This is a genomic window from Streptomyces rimosus subsp. rimosus, from assembly GCF_000720725.1.
GTDB lineage: Bacteria > Actinomycetota > Actinomycetes > Streptomycetales > Streptomycetaceae > Streptomyces > Streptomyces rimosus_A.
Window position 1 is genome coordinate 74,799 of the sequence record NZ_JOCQ01000012.1, and the last position, 19,153, is coordinate 93,951.

The 19,153-nt window shown below is 70.0% G+C and carries 18 protein-coding genes and 1 pseudogene; 16 read left to right on the forward strand and 3 right to left on the reverse strand.

Going from position 1 to position 19,153, the window contains the following annotated elements; translation table 11 throughout:
- Positions 1 to 175: 175 nt before the first annotated feature.
- The 13 genes from IH45_RS0109100 (at position 176) to IH45_RS1000000150970 (ending at position 12,484) form a co-directional block, all read left to right on the forward strand.
- Complete coding sequence (locus IH45_RS0109100) at positions 176 to 1,237, forward strand: sugar ABC transporter substrate-binding protein (protein WP_030664189.1); 1,062 nt, start codon at positions 176 to 178, stop codon at positions 1,235 to 1,237.
- The gene (locus IH45_RS0109105) at positions 1,234 to 2,766 is read left to right on the forward strand and encodes a sugar ABC transporter ATP-binding protein (RefSeq protein ID WP_030664193.1); all 1,533 of its coding nucleotides are present in this window, start codon (positions 1,234 to 1,236) and stop codon (positions 2,764 to 2,766) included. Before IH45_RS0109100 ends, IH45_RS0109105 begins: the two co-directional genes overlap by 4 nt.
- Positions 2,759 to 3,802 carry an ABC transporter permease gene (locus IH45_RS0109110; protein ID WP_030664196.1) on the forward strand — a complete coding sequence of 348 codons (1,044 nt, stop codon included), beginning with the start codon at positions 2,759 to 2,761 and terminating at the stop codon, positions 3,800 to 3,802. Before IH45_RS0109105 ends, IH45_RS0109110 begins: the two co-directional genes overlap by 8 nt.
- A 39-nt stretch (positions 3,803 to 3,841) precedes the next feature.
- A complete protein-coding gene (locus IH45_RS0109115) occupies positions 3,842 to 4,693 on the forward strand; it encodes a fumarylacetoacetate hydrolase family protein (RefSeq protein WP_030664199.1) in 852 nt (283 codons plus the stop codon).
- Between the two features lie 11 nt (positions 4,694 to 4,704).
- A complete protein-coding gene (locus IH45_RS0109120) occupies positions 4,705 to 6,063 on the forward strand; it encodes an enolase C-terminal domain-like protein (RefSeq protein WP_030664202.1) in 1,359 nt (452 codons plus the stop codon).
- The gene (locus IH45_RS0109125) at positions 6,060 to 6,818 is read left to right on the forward strand and encodes an SDR family NAD(P)-dependent oxidoreductase (protein WP_030664205.1); all 759 of its coding nucleotides are present in this window, start codon (positions 6,060 to 6,062) and stop codon (positions 6,816 to 6,818) included. Before IH45_RS0109120 ends, IH45_RS0109125 begins: the two co-directional genes overlap by 4 nt.
- A gap of 74 nt (positions 6,819 to 6,892) precedes the next feature.
- Positions 6,893 to 7,903 carry an aldo/keto reductase gene (locus tag IH45_RS0109130; protein ID WP_030664208.1) on the forward strand — a complete coding sequence of 337 codons (1,011 nt, stop codon included), beginning with the start codon at positions 6,893 to 6,895 and terminating at the stop codon, positions 7,901 to 7,903.
- A 2-nt stretch (positions 7,904 to 7,905) separates the two neighbouring features.
- Positions 7,906 to 8,646, forward strand: coding sequence for a (Fe-S)-binding protein (locus IH45_RS0109135; RefSeq protein ID WP_030664211.1), 741 nt, complete (start codon positions 7,906 to 7,908; stop codon positions 8,644 to 8,646).
- Positions 8,643 to 10,109: a lactate utilization protein B gene (locus IH45_RS0109140; protein ID WP_030664214.1), complete on the forward strand. Its 1,467-nt coding sequence runs from the start codon at positions 8,643 to 8,645 to the stop codon at positions 10,107 to 10,109. Before IH45_RS0109135 ends, IH45_RS0109140 begins: the two co-directional genes overlap by 4 nt.
- Positions 10,106 to 10,768, forward strand: coding sequence for a LutC/YkgG family protein (locus IH45_RS0109145; protein ID WP_030664217.1), 663 nt, complete (start codon positions 10,106 to 10,108; stop codon positions 10,766 to 10,768). Before IH45_RS0109140 ends, IH45_RS0109145 begins: the two co-directional genes overlap by 4 nt.
- A complete protein-coding gene (locus tag IH45_RS0109150; RefSeq protein WP_030664220.1) occupies positions 10,765 to 11,076 on the forward strand; it encodes an L-rhamnose mutarotase in 312 nt (103 codons plus the stop codon). The genes IH45_RS0109145 and IH45_RS0109150 overlap by 4 nt, the downstream gene beginning before the upstream one ends.
- A 5-nt stretch (positions 11,077 to 11,081) precedes the next feature.
- Entirely contained in the window at positions 11,082 to 11,951 is an 870-nt protein-coding gene (locus IH45_RS0109155) for an amidohydrolase family protein (RefSeq protein ID WP_030664223.1), read from the forward strand.
- Positions 11,952 to 12,196: 245 nt separating this feature from the next.
- Positions 12,197 to 12,484, forward strand: a complete 288-nt coding sequence (locus tag IH45_RS1000000150970; RefSeq protein ID WP_394298663.1) for a hypothetical protein — start codon at positions 12,197 to 12,199, stop codon at positions 12,482 to 12,484.
- Positions 12,485 to 12,503: 19 nt separating this feature from the next.
- On the opposite strand, the gene IH45_RS0109165 is transcribed toward IH45_RS1000000150970, so the two are convergent.
- Entirely contained in the window at positions 12,504 to 13,895 is a 1,392-nt protein-coding gene (locus IH45_RS0109165; protein ID WP_032917049.1) for a sensor histidine kinase, read from the reverse strand.
- Complete coding sequence (locus tag IH45_RS0109170) at positions 13,885 to 14,562, reverse strand: response regulator transcription factor (RefSeq protein ID WP_030664233.1); 678 nt, start codon at positions 14,560 to 14,562, stop codon at positions 13,885 to 13,887. The genes IH45_RS0109165 and IH45_RS0109170 overlap by 11 nt, the downstream gene beginning before the upstream one ends.
- 120 nt (positions 14,563 to 14,682) lie before the next feature.
- Between IH45_RS0109170 and IH45_RS0109175 the strand changes: the two genes are divergently transcribed.
- Positions 14,683 to 16,119: a DUF2079 domain-containing protein gene (locus IH45_RS0109175; protein WP_050514676.1), complete on the forward strand. Its 1,437-nt coding sequence runs from the start codon at positions 14,683 to 14,685 to the stop codon at positions 16,117 to 16,119.
- Between the two features lie 249 nt (positions 16,120 to 16,368).
- On the opposite strand, the gene IH45_RS0109180 is transcribed toward IH45_RS0109175, so the two are convergent.
- Positions 16,369 to 16,761 (reverse strand): hypothetical protein, encoded by a 393-nt coding sequence (locus IH45_RS0109180; RefSeq protein WP_158812981.1) that lies wholly within the window; start codon positions 16,759 to 16,761, stop codon positions 16,369 to 16,371.
- Positions 16,762 to 16,945: 184 nt separating this feature from the next.
- Between IH45_RS0109180 and IH45_RS0109185 the strand changes: the two are divergent.
- Positions 16,946 to 17,314 (forward strand): annotated as a pseudogene (locus IH45_RS0109185) (IS701 family transposase); the annotation flags it as partial.
- 472 nt (positions 17,315 to 17,786) lie between these two features.
- A complete protein-coding gene (locus tag IH45_RS0109190; RefSeq protein WP_324607928.1) occupies positions 17,787 to 19,112 on the forward strand; it encodes an LAETG motif-containing sortase-dependent surface protein in 1,326 nt (441 codons plus the stop codon).
- Positions 19,113 to 19,153: the final 41 nt, after the last annotated feature.

A 19,153-nucleotide genomic window follows, 5' to 3' on the forward strand; every position in this document is an offset into this window, starting at 1 on the left:
GCTGGTCTGTCGCGGCAGTCTACTCAGCGAAGTCATCAGACCAATACTCGATCTCTTGTGAAGAAGTGGCGGTCTGGGGGTGTTGTCTCGGCCAAGTGGTCTGATAACTATGAGATGCGGATCACGGGAGGCCCCCGCCGCAACCTCCTGCTCTCCGAAGGTGAGGAGCCGTCAGATGCTTGGCACAACAGTGAGTTCACGGTCGCGGGTGATGCGCGCGGCCGCCCTGGCGGCGTGCGCGGCGCTCGCGCTCGCCGCCTGTGGCAGCACCAAGGACACCGCTTCGTCCGGTGACGGCGGCGGTGAGGGCAAGGTGGGCGTGGTCCTTCCCCTGCTGACCTCGCCGTTCTGGCAGTCGTACAACGACTACGTGCCGAAGATGGCCGCGTCTCAGGACGTGGACGCGCTGAAGACCGTGAACTCCAACAGCGACCCCGCCCAGCAGATCACCGATGTGAACAACCAGCTCAACCAGGGTGTCAAGGGACTGGTGGTGGCTCCGCTGGACAGCGCGGCGATCTCCGCGGGCCTGGACCAGGCCGAGCGCAAGGGGGTGCCGGTGGTGTCCGTCGACGTCGCGCCCGAGAAGGGCAAGGTCGCCATGGTCGTCCGCGCCGACAACAAGGCGTACGGCGAGAAGGCCTGCGACTACCTGGGCAAGACCGTGAAGTCCGGGAAGGTCGTGCAGATCATGGGCGACCTCGCCTCGGTCAACGGTCGCGAGCGCTCCGAGGCCTTCCGCTCCTGCGTCAAGAGCAAGTACCCGAAGCTGACGGTCCTGGAGATCCCGGCGAAGTGGGAGTCCGACGCCGCGGCCTCCAAGCTCGCCCCGCTGCTCAACGCCAACCCCGACCTCAAAGGCATCTACATGCAGGCGGGCGGCGTCTACCTCGCGCCGACGCTCCAGACCCTGAAGTCCAAGGGGATGCTGAAGAAGGCCGGGCAGGAGGGTCACATCACGGTGATCTCCAACGACGGCATCCCGCAGGAGTTCGAGGCGATCCGCAAGGGCGAGATCGACGCCACCGTCTCCCAGCCCGCCGACGCGTACGCCAAGTACGGCATGTACTACATCAAGGCCGCGATGAAGGGCCAGAAGTTCAAGCCGGGCCCCACCGACCACGGCTCGACCATCGTGAAGCTGCCCAACGGCAACCTGGAGGACCAGCTGCCCGCGCCGCTGGTCACCAAGGAGAACGTGGACGACCCCAAGCTGTGGGGCAACACCGTCAAATGACCGAGGCAACCGGAACCGTGCCGCTCGTCGAGGCCAGCGGCATCGTGAAGCGCTACGGACCCACCGTCGCCCTCCAGGACGGCCGCCTGACCGTCCGCGCCGGGGAGTCCCACGCCCTCGTCGGCCGCAACGGCGCGGGCAAGTCGACACTCGTCTCCGTCCTCACCGGACTGCAGGCCCCCGACGCCGGGACGGTCCGCTTCGACGGTGAGGCACCGCCGCCGCTCGCCGACCGCGACGCCTGGCGCGCCAAAGTGGCCTGCGTCTACCAGAAGCCCACCGTCGTCCCCGGCCTGACCGTCGCCGAGAACCTCTTCCTGGGGCGGCAGCCCACCGGGCGCAGCGGGTTCATCAGCTGGCGCCGGCTGCACGCGGAAGCCGCACAGCTCCTGGAGACCTGGGACGTGCGCGTGGACCCGGGCGCGGCGACCGCCGACCTCAAGGTCGAGGACCGGCAGATGGTGGAGATCGCCCGCGCGCTCTCCCTCGGCAGCCGGTTCATCGTCCTCGACGAGCCGACCGCCCAGCTCGACAACCGCGAGATCGAGCGGCTCTTCGACCGGATGCGCGCGCTGCAGGAGTCCGGTGTCACCTTCCTGTTCATCTCACACCACCTGCAAGAGGTGTACGAGGTGTGCCAGACCGTCACCGTGCTGCGCGACGCCCGCTGGATCACCACCGCGCCGGTCGCCGAGCTGCCGCGCACCGCCCTGATCGAGGCGATGGCGGGCGAGGCGGTCACCGCGCAGGGCGGAGCACCGCGCGGGCGGGTCGCTGACGACGCACCCGTACGGCTCCACGTGCGCGGACTCACCTCGCAGGCGTACACGAGCGTGGACCTCGACATCCGGCGAGGAGAGGTGGTCGGCCTGGCCGGCAGCAGCGCCAGCGGCAAGATCGAGCTGGCCGAAACCTTCGCGGGCCTGCACACGCCGCACTCCGGCAGCGCGGAGCTCGACGGCACGCCCCTCCCTTTCGGCGACGTGCCGAAGGCACTGCGGGCGGGTGTCGGGTGTGTGCCGCGGGACCGTCACGACCAGGGCCTGGTGTCAGGCATGTCCATCGGCGACAACGCCACCATGAGCGTGCTCGACCGCCTCGGACGGTTCGGCCTGGTGCCGGCAGCAGTCAAACGGGACCGCGCCGAAGAGCTGATCAGCCGCCTCGACATCCGTGCCGAGGGACCGGACCAGCCGGTGTCGGACCTGTCCGGGGGCAACGCGCAGAAGGTCGTGATGGCCAGGTCACTCGCCTCGGACCCGCGCCTCCTGGTGCTGATCAACCCGACCGCGGGCGTCGACGTGAAGTCGAAGGAGTCACTCCTCGCCCGGATGGACACGGCACGCGAGGACGGCACCGCGGTCCTGGTCGTCTCCGACGAGCTCGACGACCTGAGGCGCTGCGACCGGGTCCTGGTGCTCTTCCACGGGAAGGTCGTCGCCTCCCACCCGGCGGGCTGGCACGACCACGAACTGATCGCGTCGATCGAGGGCGTACAGGATGCAGAAGGAGACGAAAGCCGTGGCTGACCTCAAGGCCCCCGCGACCCCGGCCGCCGGCCCGCCGGTGACCAAGGGCAGGGCCACCGCCGAGCAAGTGAAGCCGGTCCTGCTGAAGCGGGCCCGGGAACTGGCCCTCGTACCCGCTCTGCTGCTCCTCATGGTGCTCGGGGCCGTGGTCAACGACACCTTCCTCACCGAACGGAACCTGATCTCCATCCTGGGCGCGTCGGCGGCCCTCGCCATGGTGGTGCTCGCCGAGTCCCTGGTACTGATCACCGGCAAGTTCGACCTGTCCCTGGAGTCGGTGGTCGGCATCGCCCCGGCGCTCGGCGCGATGCTGGTGCTGCCCGCCGCGCAGTCCGGCTTCGGTACGGAAGCCCCGGTCTGGCTCGCGATCCTGGCGATCCTCGCGGTGGGCGCCGTGCTCGGTGCGTTCAACGGTGCCCTGGTGGTGCACCTCAAACTCAACGCCTTCATCGTCACCCTCGCCATGCTGATCGTCCTGCGCGGTGTGCTGGTCGGGACGACCGAGGGCAAGACGCTCTTCGGGCTGCCCGACGCCTTCTACACCCTGGCCACCTCGACACTGCTCGGGATTCCGCTGTCCGTCTGGCTGGCGGCGGCCGCCTTCGCCGTGGCCGGTCTCGTGCTCAAGTACCACCGCGTCGGGCGGGCGCTGTACGCGATCGGAGGCAACCCCGCAGCGGCCCGTGCCGCGGGCATCCGGGTGGAGCGCGTCATGCTCGGCGTGTTCATCACCGCGGGGGTGCTGGCCGCCCTCGGCGGTCTGATGCAGACCGGGTACGTCGGCGCCATCAACGCCAACCAGGGCCAGAACATGATCTTCACGGTGTTCGCCGCCGCGGTGATCGGCGGCATCAGCCTGGACGGCGGCAAGGGCACCATGTTCGGCGCCCTGACCGGTGTGCTGCTGCTCGGCGTGGTCCAGAACCTGCTCACGCTGGCGCAGGTGCCGTCCTTCTGGATCCAGGCCATCTACGGCGGAATCATCCTGGCCGCTCTGATGATCGCCCGGATCACCTCCGGCCGCGCCCAGGACTGACACGCCCCTCACCCCCATCACTGGCAAGGAGAGAACCAGATGAAGCTGCTGCGCCTCGGGGCGCCGGGCGAGGAGCGGCCCGCACTGCGCGCCGACGACGGACGGACCCTCGACCTGTCCGGCATCACGGACGACATCAACGGACCCTTCTTCGCACGGGGGGGTCTTGCCCGGGCCCGGGCCGCACTCGACGCCGGACAGCTTGCCGCCCTGGACACGACGGGGCTGCGCACCGGCGCGCCCGTCGCCCGCCCCGGAAAGGTCGTGTGCGTCGGGCTCAACTACCGCGACCACGCCGAGGAGACAGGGGCCGCGATCCCCGAGCGGCCGGTCGTCTTCATGAAGGACCCGGGCACCGTCATCGGGCCCTACGACCAGGTGCTCGTCCCGCGCGGCTCCCGGAGCACGGACTGGGAGGTGGAGCTCGGCGTGGTGATCGGCTGGAGGGCGCGCTATCTGGACAGCCACGAGGCCGCGCTGGCCTGCGTCGCCGGGTACGCGGTCAGCCACGACGTTTCCGAGCGGGAGTTCCAGCTCGACCTCTCGCCCCAGTGGGACCTCGGGAAGTCCTGCGAGACCTTCAACCCCCTCGGGCCCTGGCTGGTGACGCCCGACGAGCTCGCCGATCCGCAGGCGCTCGGCATGAGGCTGTCCGTCAACGGGGTGCGCCGCCAGGACGGTTCCACCAAGGACATGATCTTCCACGTAGCGGAAATCATCCGCTATCTGAGCCAGTACATGGTGCTCGAACCCGGCGACCTCATCAACACCGGGACCCCCGCCGGTGTCGCCCTCGGACTGCCCGGCCGGCCCTACTTGCGCGCGGGAGACACCGTCGAGCTGTCCATCGACGGACTCGGCAGCCAGCGCCAGACCTTCGCAGCAGCGTGAAAGGCACCCTAGTGAGCGACGTTCCCCAGCAGCCGGCCCCCGGTTCCCGGATCACCGCCGTCGATACGTACGACATCCGCTTCCCCACCTCGCGTGAGCTCGACGGCTCGGATGCGATGAACCCCGACCCCGACTACTCCGCCGCCTATGTGGTGCTGCGCACGGACGCGGAGGACCAACTGGAGGGTCACGGTTTCACCTTCACCATCGGCCGGGGCAACGACGTCCAGGTGGCCGCCATCGACGCGCTCCGTCCCCAGCTGCTCGGCCGTGTGGTCGCCGAACTGTGCACCGACCCCGGATCGGTGAGCCGTGACCTGATCGCGGACAGCCAACTACGCTGGCTGGGACCGGAGAAGGGCGTGATGCACATGGCCATCGGCGCGGTCGTCAACGCCGTCTGGGACCTGGTCGCCAAGCGGGCGCGCAAGCCGCTGTGGCAGTTCCTCGCCGACGCCGAGCCCGAGTGGCTGGTCAACCAGGTCGACTTCCGGTACATCGCGGACGTGCTCAGCCGGGACCGGGCGCTCACACTGCTGCAGCATGGCAAGAAGGGGGCCGCCGAGCGCGCGGCCACCCTGCGCGAGCGCGGCTACCCCGGCTACACCACCTCGCCGGGCTGGCTCGGCTACTCCGACGAGAAGCTGACCCGGCTGGCGAAACAGGCGGTCGCCGACGGCTTCACACAGATCAAGCTGAAGGTCGGTGCGGACCAGGCCGACGACATCCGGCGGATGCGGGCGGCCCGGGCCGCGGTGGGGCCGGACATCCGCATCGCGGTCGACGCCAACCAGCGGTGGGGAGTGAGCGAAGCCGTGGAGTGGATGGAGATTCTGGCCGCGTACGACCCCTACTGGATCGAGGAGCCGACCAGCCCCGACGACATCCTCGGGCACGCGCAGATACGCAAGGCCCTGCGCACGATGAAAGTCGCCACCGGCGAACACGTCCAGAACCGCATCGTCTTCAAGCAGCTCCTCCAGGCCGGAGCCGTCGACGTGCTGCAGATCGACGCCGCCCGGGTCGGCGGCGTCAACGAGAACCTGGCCATCCTGCTGCTCGCCGCCCATTACGGAGTGCCGGTGTGCCCGCACGCGGGCGGTGTCGGCCTGTGCGAGCTCGTCCAGCACCTGTCGATGTTCGACTTCGTGGCGCTGTCCGGGACCACCGAGGACCGGGTCATCGAATACGTCGATCACCTGCACGAACACTTCGAGGACCCGGTTCATGTCGTGGGCGGGCACTACGCCGCCCCCACGGCCCCCGGCTTCTCGGCCGCGATGCGGTCCGAGTCGATAGCGACGTACCGCTACCCCGACGGCGCCTTCTGGGCGGCGGACGCCGCTCCGCAGCGGGCGGTGAGCGCGTGAGCGGCGAACTGCACGGCCTGAAGGCCGTCGTCACCGGCGGCGGCTCGGGTCTTGGACTGGCCACGGCACGACTCCTCGCCGCCCGCGGTGCCGAGGTCGCCGTGCTCGACCTCAAGCCCGACACCGCTCAGGTACCGCTGTGGGCCTACCGGGCGGACGTCGCGGACGATGCCTCCGTACAGGCCACGATCCGCCAGGTGGCGAAGGACCTGGGAGGCATCGACATCCTGGTCAACAACGCCGGCGTGGGAGCCGTCGGCACGGTCGAGGACAACGACGACGCCGAGTGGCAGCGGGTGTTCGACATCAACGTCCTGGGCATGGTGCGTACCACCCGAGCCGCCCTTCCACATCTGCGCGCGTCACAGCACGCCTCGATCGTCAACACCTGCTCCATCGCGGCCACCGCGGGCCTGCCGCAGCGGGCCCTGTACTCGGCCAGCAAGGGCGCCGTGCTCTCCCTGACCCTGGCCATGGCCGCGGACCATGTGCACGAGGGCATCCGCGTCAACTGCGTCAACCCCGGCACGGCGGACACCCCATGGGTGGCGCGGCTCCTGGACCAGGCCGCCGACCCGGAGGCGGAGCGCGCGGCACTCAACGCCCGCCAGCCGATGGGCCGACTGGTCACGGCTGACGAAGTCGCCGCGGCCATCGCCTATCTGGCCGGCCCGGCCGCCGCTTCCGTCACGGGCACGGCCCTGGCCGTGGACGGCGGCATGCAGGGCCTGCGGCTGCGTCCGGTGAGGCAGTGATGGCACACGACCCGTCCCTGACCACCGGGACCACAGGCGGTACGGCCGACGAGGCAGCCACCGGACGGCCGGCTCTGCCCCGGCGCACCCTGGGTCGCAGCGGCGTCCCCGTCACGGCACTGGGGCTCGGGGCGGCCTCCCTCGGCGGGCTCTACGCCCCGGTGAGCGAGGAGAGCGCCGCCGCGACGGTCGCGGCCGCGTGGGAGGCCGGCATCCGCTCCTACGACACCGCACCGCACTACGGCCTCGGCTTGTCCGAGCGCCGCCTGGGGCAGGCCCTGCGCACCAGGCCGAGGGCCGCGTACACCCTCTCGACGAAAGTGGGCCGCCTCCTCGTGCCGCACACCGGTGGCGGCGATGACCTCGCCAACGGCTTCGCCGTGCCCGCCACGCACCGCCGGGTCTGGGACTTCAGCGCCGACGGCGTGCGCCGCTCCATCGAGGACAGCCTGGCCCGGACGGGCCTCGACCGTATCGACCTGGCCCTGCTCCACGACCCCGACGACCACGAGGAGCAAGCCTTCCGCGAGGCCTACCCCGCCCTGGAGCGCCTGCGTGCCGAGGGAGTCGTACGGGCCGTCGGGGCGGGCATGAACCAGACAGCGATGCTGACCCGGTTCCTCACCGACACGGACGTGGACACGGTCCTGTGCGCCGGCCGCTACACCCTCCTGGAGCAGCCCGCCCTCAAGGAACTGCTGCCCGCCGCCGAGGCCCGGGGAAAGGACGTCGTCATCGGCGGCGTCTTCAACTCCGGCCTGCTCGCCGACCCGCAGCCCGACGCCACCTACGACTACGCCAAGGCGCCGCGGGAGGTACTGGACCGCGTACTGCGCATCCGCGCCGTCACCGAACGGCACGGGGTGCCCCTGCGCGCCGCGGCGCTGGCCTTCCCCTTCGGGCATCCGGCCGTGGCGAGCGTCCTCGTCGGCGCCCGTTCCGCCGCCGAGGTCCGCGACGCCGCAGCGCAGTGGCGGCGGCCCGTACCCGCTGCCCTGTGGGACGAACTGCGCGCCGAGGGTCTGCTCGGCGACGACGTACCCGTGCCGGGGGAAGCCTCCGCGACCGCGCCGGAAGGGGGTTGACCGTGCGCATCGCCCTGTTCATCACCTGCTTCAACGACACCATGTACCCGAACACCGGCAAGGCCGTCACCACCCTCCTGGAACGGCTCGGCCACACCGTCCACTTCCCGCAGGCGCAGACCTGCTGCGGTCAGATGCACTTCAACACCGGGTACCGCCGCGAGGCGCTGCCGCTGGTGCGCCGGTTCGCGGAGGCGTTCGCCGCGTACGACGCCGTCGTGACGCCTTCCGGGTCGTGCGCCGGCATGGTCCGCGAACACCACGGGACGCTGGCCCGGCAGAGCGGTGACGCGGACCTCATGGCGGCGATCGGGAACCTCGCCCCGAAGGTGTACGAGCTGTCCGAACTCCTGGTGGACGTCCTCGGGGTGACGGATGTCGGCGCCTACTTCCCGCACCGCGTCACCTACCACCCCACCTGCCATTCCCTGCGCATGCTGCGTGTCGGCGACCGCCCCCTCCAGCTGCTGCGCGCCGTCAAGGGAATCGACCTCGTGGAGCTGCCCGAGGCCGACAGCTGCTGCGGCTTCGGTGGCACCTTCGCATTGAAGAACCCCGACGTCTCCAGTGCGATGCTCGCGGACAAGGTGGCCAACGTGACGCAGACCCGCGCCGAGGTGCTGTGCGCGGGCGACAACTCCTGCCTCATGCACATCGGCGGTGGCCTTGGACGCCTCCGCACGGGCGTGGGCACCCTGCATCTGGCCGAGATCCTGGCCGGCACGGAAGGAGACCCGCGATGAGCGGCACCCACACGTCCGGCGGTGTCGTCTGGCTTGGCAGCCCCGCCTTCCCCGAGGCGGCGAGAAGCGCCGTCGCCGACACGCGGCTGCGGACCAACCTGCGCAAGGCCACCGGCACCATCCGCGACAAGCGCGTCGCCGCGGCCGCCGAGCTCGACGACTGGGAAGAGCTCCGCACGGCCGCTGCCGCCATCAAGCGGGCCACCCTGCGCCACCTCGACCACCACCTCCTCCGGCTCGAGGAGTCGGTCACCGCGGTCGGCGGCACCGTGCACTGGGCCGCCGACGCCGCCGAGGCCAACCGCATCGTCACCCGGCTCGTCCGCGCCACGGGCGAGACCGAGGTGGTCAAGGTCAAGTCCATGGCCACCCAGGAGATCGGCCTCAACGAGGCCCTCGCCGCGGCCGGCATCACCGCGTACGAGACCGACCTCGCCGAACTCATCGTGCAGCTCGACGACGACCGTCCCTCACACATCCTGGTCCCCGCGATCCACCGGGGCCGCGCCGAGATCCGCGAGATCTTCCGCGAACGCATGGGGGAGTGGGGGAAGCCCGCGCCCGAAGGGCTGACGGACGACCCCCGACAGCTCGCGGAAGCGGCCCGCAGCCACCTTCGCGAGAAGTTCTTGAACACCAAGGTCGCCGTCTCCGGCGCCAACTTCGCCGCCGCCGACACCGGCACCGTCGCCGTCGTCGAATCCGAGGGCAACGGCCGCATGTGCCTCACCCTGCCGGAGACGCTCATCACCGTCATGGGCATCGAGAAGGTGCTGCCCTCCTTCGCCGACCTGGAGGTCTTCCTCCAACTGCTGCCGCGCTCCTCCACCGGCGAACGCATGAACCCGTACACGAGTATGTGGACGGGGACGGTGCCGGGCGACGGCCCGCGCGCCTTCCACCTGGTCCTGCTCGACAACGGCCGCACCGCCACCCTGCGCGACACCGTCGGCCGCCAGACCCTCGGCTGCATCCGCTGCTCGGCATGCCTCAACGTCTGCCCGGTGTACGAGCGCACCGGCGGCCACGCCTACGGCTCGCCCTACCCCGGACCCATCGGCGCCGTCCTCACGCCCCAGCTCGCCGGCGTCGAGCGCGCGGCCTCCCTGCCCTTCGCCTCCACGCTCTGCGGTGCCTGCTACGACGCTTGCCCCGTCAAGATCGATATCCCGGAGGTCCTCGTCCACCTGCGGGCGCGGGCCGTCGACGCCGCCCGCGGCGGCTCCCTGCCCACCCCGGAGTCCCTGGCGATGAAGGCCGCCGCCCTCACCCTGGCCACACCGCGAAGGCTCTCCTTCGCCCAGCGGGCGGGCGCCCTCGGGAGCCGGCTCCTGGCCCGACGCGGCGTGCTGCGCCGCCTGCCCGGACCGCTGCACCGCTGGTCGGACACCAGGGACACGCCCGCTCCGCCCCGCGAGACCTTCCGCGCCTGGTGGCGCCGCACCCGCCCGGAGAACCAGTGACGACCAGCCGCGAGACGATCCTGGCCCGGATCGGATCAGCCCTCACCGACGTACCGAAGACGGAGCGCTACGACGCCGCCGCGATTTCCCGCGACTACCGCGCCAGCCACGCCGGCGGCCACGATGTGACCGCGCTCTTCGCGGAACGCGCCGCTGACTACCGCGCCACCGTGACCCGCACCGTTCACGCCCCGACGGCCATCGCCGCGGCGCTCGCCGAGCGCGTACCCGCCAGCCTGATCATCCCCGACGGCTTTCCCGCCCAGTGGCTGCCGGACGAGGGCGGTCCGCGCCGTCTCGCGGACCGGCCGCCGCTCAGCGTGCGCGAGCTGGACGCGGCAGCGGGGGTGCTGACCACCTGTGCCGTGGCCATCGCCGTGACCGGCACCCTGGTCCTGGACGCCGGGCCCGGCCAGGGCCGCCGGGCGTTGAGCCTGCTGCCCGACTACCACCTGTGCGTGGTACGGGCCGCCCAGATCGCCGAGGACGTCCCCGAAGCCCTGCGGCGCCTGAACCCGCGCCGCCCGCTGACGTTCATCTCCGGTCCTTCCGCGACCAGCGATATCGAACTGGAGCGCGTCGAGGGCGTCCACGGACCGCGCACCCTGGACATCGTCATCGTCGAACCCACCACCCCGGCACCGGGAGAAGCCGCATGAGAATCGCCCTGCACACCAAGGTCCGCCCGGACCGCGTCGAGGAGTACGAGGCCGCCCACCGTGAGGTCCCCGAGGAGCTCACCGAGGCCATCCGTGCCGCGGGAGCCGCCTCCTGGACCATCTGGCGCAGCGGCACCGACCTGTTCCACGTCCTGGAGTGCGCGGACTACCCGCGCCTGCTCGCCGCACTGGAAGACCTGCCGGTGAACATCGCCTGGCAGGCACGGATGGCGCAGCTCCTGGACGTGGTCCACGACTACTCCGCCGACGGCGCCACGGCCGGCCTTCCCGTCGTCTGGGAGCTCTGAGCAGCATGCGCATCATCGACTCCCACCACCACGTGTGGGACCTCTCCGTCCGCGACCAGGATTGGATCACCGGGCCCGAACTCGATCCCATCCGGCGCGACTTCTTCATCGAGGAGCTGCGCCAGGAGACCACGCGTGCCGGAGTCGACGCGACAGTCGTGGTTCAGACGGTCACCGGACCGGAGGAGACCCCCGAGCTTCTGGAACTGGCCGGGGACAGCGACCTGGTCGCGGGCGTCGTCGGCTGGACCGACCTCACCGAACCGAACGTGGCGGACGACCTCGCATCTCTGAGTGAAGGCCCCGGCGGGGAACGGCTCGTCGGCATTCGGCACCAGGTGCAGGCCGAGCGCGACCCCCGGTGGCTGCTGCGGCCGGATGTCGACCGCGGGCTCGCCGCGGTCGCCGCGGCGGGGCTCGTGTACGACCTGGTGATCCGCCCCCACCAACTGCCGATGGCCATCCAGGCGGCAGCCGCCCGCCCGGAACTGACCTTCGTCCTGGACCACCTGGGCAAGCCGCCCATCGCCTCCGGCGCGATCGAGCCCTGGGCCCACAACGTGCGCGAGCTGGCCGCGCTGCCCAACACCGTGTGCAAATTCTCCGGCCTGGTCACCGAGGCCGACTGGGCGGCCTGGACGGTGGCCGACCTCCGTCCCTACACCGACACGGTGCTGGCGGCCTTCGGCCCGTACCGGATCATGTACGGCTCGGACTGGCCGGTGTGCCGCCTGGCTGCCTCGTACGGCGAGGTCCTGGACGCGGCAGGCCGACTCACCGAGGAGCTGAGCCCGGACGAGCAGGCGCAGGTGTTCGGAGGGACGGCGAAGCGGACGTATGGCCTGGGGCGGTGCGAAGGAGCGATGGCCGGGTAGCGTCCGACGGGCGGAGGACGAACCGGCGGGGGCTCGGAATAGGACGCCTGCGCAACCCGTAGCGATCGACCCGCGTCTCATCACCGTTCGCCTACCGCGGTGCGACCGAGTAGCCGACGGAGTGTGTCTCCTTCGCCTCCACAGCCGCGGGAACAGCGGCGTACCCCACCCGGCCAGCGGCTCGTACTCCGACTCCGGCACACCGCCTGCCGTCGCAGGCTGGCAGCGGCCGGCAACCGCTCTTCGTGGCTGGCTTCCTGTACCGCCTCGGCCGTCTCTCTTTTCACCACCGCGGATGCGTGGTCCTGCCGTGGGTCGCGATGCTGGCCGTTGCGGGCCTGGCCGCATTGAAGGCACCCACAGACGCCATTTCGTTCGGTGTGACCTTGCGGGTGGCTGCTTCGCTTGTTGAGCGGATGGCGCCTGACGATCTGTGCATGGTCCACGACGAGCTTGGCTCCCGTGGGGAGCTCGGCTGGTCGCGCTGGGCTACCGACTCTGTCCGCGTCCGGGCCCTGAAAGGGGGCCGCTGACAGGGCCGAATCCGACCGGCTATGCGCCCTCGGCCGGTCGGCCTGGGTTTGGGGTGTCGGGAGCAAGAGGGAGTTCGGCGACGAAGTGAGCTCCGGTGGTGGACGGGGCACTTCTGTGGGTGAGGGTGCCGTTGTGGTTGTGGGCGATCTCCCGGGCGATGGCCAGGCCCAGGCCGGTCCCGCCGCTGGAGCGGTTGCGGGAGACGTCGAGGCGGCTGAACCGCTCGAAGATCTTTTCGCGGTGTTCGGCGGGGATGCCGGGGCCGTCGTCGCGTACCTCGAGCAGGGCGGAGGCGCCGTGCGCGCGGACGGTGACCTGGGCCCGGCTGTGGGCGTGGCGTACCGCGTTGTCGAGGAGGTTGCGCAGGAGGCGTTCCAGCTGCCGGGCGTCGCCGCGGACGGTGGCGTTCTCGCTCGCCGGGCAGTCGATCCGGACGGAGGCGGGGGCGTGCCGACGTGCTTGGGCGGCTGCTTTGCGGGCCAGGGCCCCCAGGTCGACGGCGTGGGCGGTGGGCGGTGTGCGGTGGTCGAGGTCGGCGAGCAGGAGCAGGTCTTCGGTGAGCTGTTCGAGGCGTTCGGCGTCGCTGAGGGTGGCGCGGACGACGTCGGGCCAGTTGGTGTGGTCGGGGTAGTGCAGGGCCACTTCGAGGTCTGCTCGCAGTGCGGCCATGGGGGTACGCAGTTCGTGGGAGGCGTCGGCGGTGAAACGTCGTTGCTGCTCGGCGGCTTGTTCCAGCCGGTCGAGGGTGTCGTTGGTGGTAACGGCCAGGCGTGCGATCTCGTCGCGGTGGGGCGGGACGGGAACCCGCACGCTCAGGTCCCGGCTGGTGATGGTGCGCAGGCGCTGTTGGATGTCCTCCACGGGGCGCAGGGCCCGTGAGGTGGTGGTCCAGACGATCAAGGCGACCAGGAGGGCTGCTGCGGGAAGGCCGAGGAAGAGCACCTGGTCAACGGTGGCGACGGCCTCTTCGGCATCCTGGGGGCTGACCAGGACATACAGGGTGAGGTCCTCGGTGGGGCCGCTCGGCCTGCCGTCGGACAGGCCACGGCCGCGGAAGCCCGAGGAGACCACCCGGAAGGTGTAGCCCGCGAATTGTGTGCTGCCGGACCGGGCCTTGCCGGTTACGGTGTCCAGAGGCAGGTCCGGGTTGCCGGTGACGAACCGGCCCGCCGAGTCGACGATCACCCATGTGTCGGAACTCCGGAAGAGGGCGGGTGCGCTGTCGGCGCCGCGCTGGTAGCGCTGCTCGATGATGTTCAGGTTGGCTCTGGCCCGGTTGAGGTCATCGTCCATTGTCGAGGTGTAGACCTCATGGCGCAGCCACCATGCGCCGGCGCTGAAGGCCACGGCAGCGGTGAGGGCCCCGGCCAGGGCAGTGCGGAGGCGGATGGGCAGCTGCTTACCGATCATCGTCCACCAGCCGGTAGCCGACGCCGCGGACGGTACGGATGGTGGAGCGGCCGAACGGGGTGTCGATTTTGCGGCGCAGGGCCCTGATGTGCACGTCGATGATGTTGCTGGCGGCTTGCTGATGGGCGTCCCAGACCTGTTCCAGCAGGTCGGCGCGGCTGACCACGTCTCCGGCCCGGAGCCCGAGGTAGGCCAGGACGGCGAATTCCTTGGCGGTGAGCTCGATCTCGGTCTCGCCGCGGTGGCAGCGGCGGGTGGCCGGGTCGAGGTGCAGGTCACCGACCTGCACGGCGGGCTGGCGGACGGGGCCGCCGCGACGGATCAGGGCCCGTAGCCGGGCCAGGAGCACCACGTAGGAGAACGGCTTGGCCAGGTAGTCATCGGCCCCGGTGTCCAGGGCCTCCGCCTCGTCGTACTCACCGTTCTTCGCGGTGAGCATCAGGATCGGGGTGCGGATGTCCTCGCGCCGCAGCCGGTCGCAGACCCGGTATCCGTCCAGGCTGGGGAGCATGATGTCCAAAATGATCGCCTGGTGGACCTGCTGCCGGGCCATCCACAGGCCGTGGCGGCCGTCATGGCACACATCGACGGCATAGCCCTCGTTCTCCAAGCCGCGGCGAATCACCGAAGCGAGCCGCTCCTCGTCCTCCACTACCAGTACACGCACTCCTCAATCCTTACACGCGCATCCCTGGCCACATGAAGATCGCTTCATGTGGCTTCATCGCTGCTTCATGCAGGCCAGCTGAGGGTGGAGTCCTCTGTCCGCGTCCCGCAGGAGTGCCCGGTGTCCTCCCTCACCTCGTCCCGCCCGCGCCCGTGCGCGGCTCTTGTGTTGCCCCGTGGCGGTGACGCCGACCGACGCCGCACGGGCCGCCCCCACCTGCTGGCAGGGCTGTTTTTCGCCGCCTACGCCGCCCTGTCGGTCACCCGGCACCTCCAGCTCCGTTCCACCGGCTACGACCTGGGGATATTCGAGCAGGGAGTACGCGCCTACGCCGAGCTGCGGGCGCCCGTCTCCGAGCTGAAGGGCGCCGGATTCCACCTGCTGGGGGACCATTTCCATCCCATCCTGGCCACCCTCGCCCCGCTCTACCGACTCTTCCCGTCCCCGCTGACCCTGCTCGTCGCCCAGGCCGCGTTGCTCGCCGTGTCCGTCATCCCGGTCACCCGGCTGGCGATCCGCAGCACCACCCCGCGGCTCGGCACCGCCATCGGCATCGCATACGGCCTGTCTTGGGGCCTGCAAAAGGCCGTCGCCTTCGACTTCCACGAGATCGCCTTCGCCGTCCCCCTGGTCGCCTTCTGCCTGGAACGCCTGGCCCTGCGCCAGTGGCGCCAGGCCGCAGCCTGGGCGCTTCCGCTGGTCCTGGTCAAGGAGGACCTGCCGCTGACGGTCGCGGCCATCGGCCTGTACATCCTGCTGCGCGGCCGGCGCCGCCTGGGCGCCGCCGTCGTGGCTTTCGGGGTGCTGTCCGGCCTGCTGATCGTGTTCATCCTTATCCCCGCCTTCAATCCCGACGGCCATTACGCCTACCTGCACACCGCCACCGGGGCCACCGGTGATCCGCTCACCCGGCTGTTCTGGCCCCCACAGAAACTCCTCACGGTGCTCGCGCTGCTCGCCCCGACCGCCTTCCTGGCCCTGCGCTCCCCGCTGGTCCTCCTCGCGCTGCCCACTCTCGCCTGGCGCTTCTGGTCGACCACCCCGGCGTACTGGGGGCTGGACTACCACTACAGCGCCGTCCTGATGCCCGTCGTCTTCCTCGCCTTCGCCGACGCACTTGGCAAGCTCCGCCGGCCCAAGCTGATCAGGCGAGCGGTAGCGGCCAGCCTCGCGGCGAGCCTGCTGGCCCTGGCGTTCCTGCCGCTACGGGAGCTTGCCGGCCCGGCCTGGCGCCCCAGCCCCTGGGCCACAGCGGCCCACGAGGTCATGGCCGCCGTGCCGGACGGCGCCGAGATCGCAGCCGACAACTTCCTCGCCCCGCAGCTGACCGCGCGGGCTCGCGTCCATCGCTTCCCGCAGGCTCTGGACAACGCCACCAAGCCGGAATGGCTGCTGGTCAGCAACCCCACCCAGGGCGGCATGCCGGACTTCGCCTGGGAGCTGCCCCGCCTGCCGGACATCCCTTCCGCCGGCTACCGGCTGGTCAAGGAGCAATCCGGCATTCAGCTCTACCGGCTCGCCGACCGACAACCGCGCACCGGAGCCTGCTGCGCTTGACGGACCGGACTCCAGAGGCACCGCCGGGCCTGCTCGCAAGGACAGCACGACGCGCCGGCCCGTGCTCACTGGGCCCGCAGGACCCCGCACCCGGGGATGTGCACCGATCCGACCAGGGTCCGAGTTGCGGGCAGGGCCCACCACATCCCGCGCACCGTGCCTCGACGCTCTTCGCCCCGCCAGCGGTGTCGACGAACGCGACACCGCTGGCCGCCCACCAAGCCAACACCTGTGCTCGTGGAGGCGCTTTCAGGGAACTTCATCGTCGGCCAGGGCGTCTTGAGCGACATCCGTAAACCGACGTCTTGCCTTGCGGAATTCGGCCAGAGCTGTCACGAAGTCGTGCACGGTATGCACCACGTCGTTATCAGCAGACGACTCCGCATGCTCATCGAACGTTCTGACCCAGTTACCCGTGCGCAGTATTTGCGATGCATATTGACGAAGTTCCTCAACCGCCGCGGTGACGGCTGGCGGGCCGACGAGCCGAACGCGATCGGCCTTCATGTGGAACCGCTCATACAATTCCCCACTTTTGTCGTGGTCGAGGCGGGGGACGAAGGCCGGATCCGACATCGACATGGCTTCGTCGCCGTACTGCTCTACCGTCCCGGCAACGTCCAGGAATTCTTGGTAGGCCACCTCGCGAGTGGTATGCCGCTTCATACGGTGTTCGGCACGTGCGGCGATGCGTGCTTGCTCGCGAGCGGCTCGTCCTGCGACAAGACCTGCACACGTAGTGGACAGAGCGCCTGCTACAGCGCCAAGTACGGCGGCTAGGCCAGCATCCATAAGTCCATTCTGGCGTCCTGCCGACGACTCGGTCATGGAGGTGCGGCCCTGGCGCTGCGAGGACCGCCGCCACTGGGTCCTGGCCCGCCGCAGCATGAGCCGACCTGGGGAGATCTCCTACTACAGGGTCTACTGCCCCGCCGGCACCACCCTGGACGAGCCGATCCGCGTCGCCGGGAGCCGATGGGCGGTGGAGGAACGCTTCCAGACGGCGAAGCAGGAGTGCGGGCTGGACGACTACCAGGTCCGCCGCTATCCCGGCTGGCACCGCCACATGACCCTGGCCATGGCCGCCCACGCCTGGGGCCTGACCGTCCTGCGGGCCCGAAAGCTGAACGCGGGCAAAGCGCAAACGGATCCTCCCAGCTCATCCACCTCAGCATCGCAGAGATCAGACGCCTGATCGCCCGTCTCACGGACCGCCGAACCACCCCGGTCGGCCACATCCTCCACTGGTCAACATGGCGCCGCAGGCGGCAGCACCAAGCTCGCATCAGCCACTACAAACGACGTGGGCACAGGCCATGACAACTGGTCACCAGTCATAGCAAGCACCGTTGCAGTACCAGGGCGTACAGCGCGCATGGGGAGGGTGTTCACGCGGCGAGGCGTGGTAAGGGCAAGCGGATGGCCCGTCGGCAGTATGGCTTGCTACGGAGGCCCATCGGGCCACCGAGGTGTTGCTGACGGCGCAGCAGCGGAGGCTGATGTAACGAATGGGTAAAGCGCCGGGATGGGCTGTCGCGGATGCGCTCCTTGCAGAGGAGAGCGCATCGCAGTGGTCCCTGGGGACCAGCGTTGCGCAACAAGCCTCAATCTTGGAGATTCCGACAATGCGTGTACTTCCGCGCGCTTCGCTCATATCCGCAGCCAGTATGTCCCTTGTACTGGCTGGCGGTGTGTCATCCACGGCCCTCGCGGCGGATGCGGGGCCTGCCGAGCGACGGGTTCAGGTGGTGATGCTGAACTTCACCGACAGCTCCTTCCCGGACCCGGCGAAGGCCAAGAGCGCGCTCCAGAAGAGCTACTTCGGCAAGGACAACTCGCTGACCTCGTACTACAACGAGCTCACGCGGGGCGCCACCACCTTCAAGCCCGCCTCCGGGGGTGAGGGCGGCGTCATCGGGCCCATCAACATCGACATGTCGGCCGCCGGGTGTGACACCGGCAAGATGAATGGGTTGACGCAAAAGGCACTGTCAGACCAGGGGCTGACCTGGGGAAAGAACTTCGATCACCTTTCGATGGTCTTCCCGGGCGGCAAGGCGGGCTGCAGCTTCGGCGGGCTCGGCGCGGTCGGCGGCGGGCAGACGTGGGTCCCCACCGGCGACGGCAGCGTCGACCAGACGGTCCTGGCCCACGAGTTCGGCCACAACTTCGGTTACATGCACCAGAATCGGATCCGCTGCGCCAGCACGGACCTGTCGACCTGCAAGGACACTGGCGAGAACAGCCGCAAAACCGTGATGGGCGGCGGAGGTCTCGGAGTCGGCATCACGGCGCCCGAGCAGATCCACAGCAAGTGGCTTTCGGACAAGGAGGCCGTGAAGGTCACCAAGTCCGGGACCTACACCCTGCGTTCGCTGTACGGGTCCGGGAAAGGCTTGCGGGCGCTGGACATCCCGGTCGGCTCGGACCGGTTGGTCGTGGAGCTGCGAGGCGCTTCCGGCACCCTCGACAAGAACCTCAAGGGCGTGCATGCCTACCGTGTTCAGAACAACAGGTACGGGGACGCCCGCCTGGTCGACACGGATCGCAATGCCGATCACCAGCCCGACTCGGGGCCGGCCAACGCTGACTCCGACTCTCTGAAGGCCGGTACGAAGTTGACCGACAAGGCCAACAAGGTCGAGGTCAAGGTAGTGAAGTCCGGATCTGGGCAGGCGACGGTGGCGGTCAGCCTGGACGGTGTGCCGGCTCCCGCACAGGCGGCCCCGTCGACCGCGGAGGGTCCGGAGGCTCAGACTGGGAGTTCCACGCCCGCCTCCGGAGCCGAGGATGAGACCGGAGCCCGGGATGGGGTCAGGGCCAAGGGCGGCGCTGAGACCAAGGGCGGCGCCGACCTCGCCGCTACCGGCGGCGACTCCTCCACCATGTGGTCCCTGACTGCCGGAGGCGTCGTGCTGTTCGCCGCCGGCGGTGCGTTTGTGGTGAGGTCCCGCCGCAAGCGGACTGCTTCGTCGGGCGCGCACGCACGCTGAGGCCGGCGCGGACTGGTCAGCCCGCCTCGGTCCGGCCCTGG

What these genes read in the sequence shown, in the direction of transcription:
- IH45_RS0109100 (WP_030664189.1), top strand. Translation starts at nt 176, where the DNA reads ATGCTTGGCACAACAGTGAGTTCACGGTCGCGGGTGATGCGCGCGGCC.
- IH45_RS0109105 (WP_030664193.1), top strand. Translation starts at nt 1,234, where the DNA reads ATGACCGAGGCAACCGGAACCGTGCCGCTCGTCGAGGCCAGCGGCATC.
- IH45_RS0109115 (WP_030664199.1), top strand. Translation starts at nt 3,842, where the DNA reads ATGAAGCTGCTGCGCCTCGGGGCGCCGGGCGAGGAGCGGCCCGCACTG.
- IH45_RS0109140 (WP_030664214.1), top strand. Translation starts at nt 8,643, where the DNA reads ATGAGCGGCACCCACACGTCCGGCGGTGTCGTCTGGCTTGGCAGCCCC.
- IH45_RS0109150 (WP_030664220.1), top strand. Translation starts at nt 10,765, where the DNA reads ATGAGAATCGCCCTGCACACCAAGGTCCGCCCGGACCGCGTCGAGGAG.
- IH45_RS0109155 (WP_030664223.1), top strand. Translation starts at nt 11,082, where the DNA reads ATGCGCATCATCGACTCCCACCACCACGTGTGGGACCTCTCCGTCCGC.
- IH45_RS0109165 (WP_032917049.1), bottom strand. Translation starts at nt 13,895, where the DNA reads ATGATCGGTAAGCAGCTGCCCATCCGCCTCCGCACTGCCCTGGCCGGG.
- IH45_RS0109190 (WP_324607928.1), top strand. Translation starts at nt 17,787, where the DNA reads ATGTCCCTTGTACTGGCTGGCGGTGTGTCATCCACGGCCCTCGCGGCG.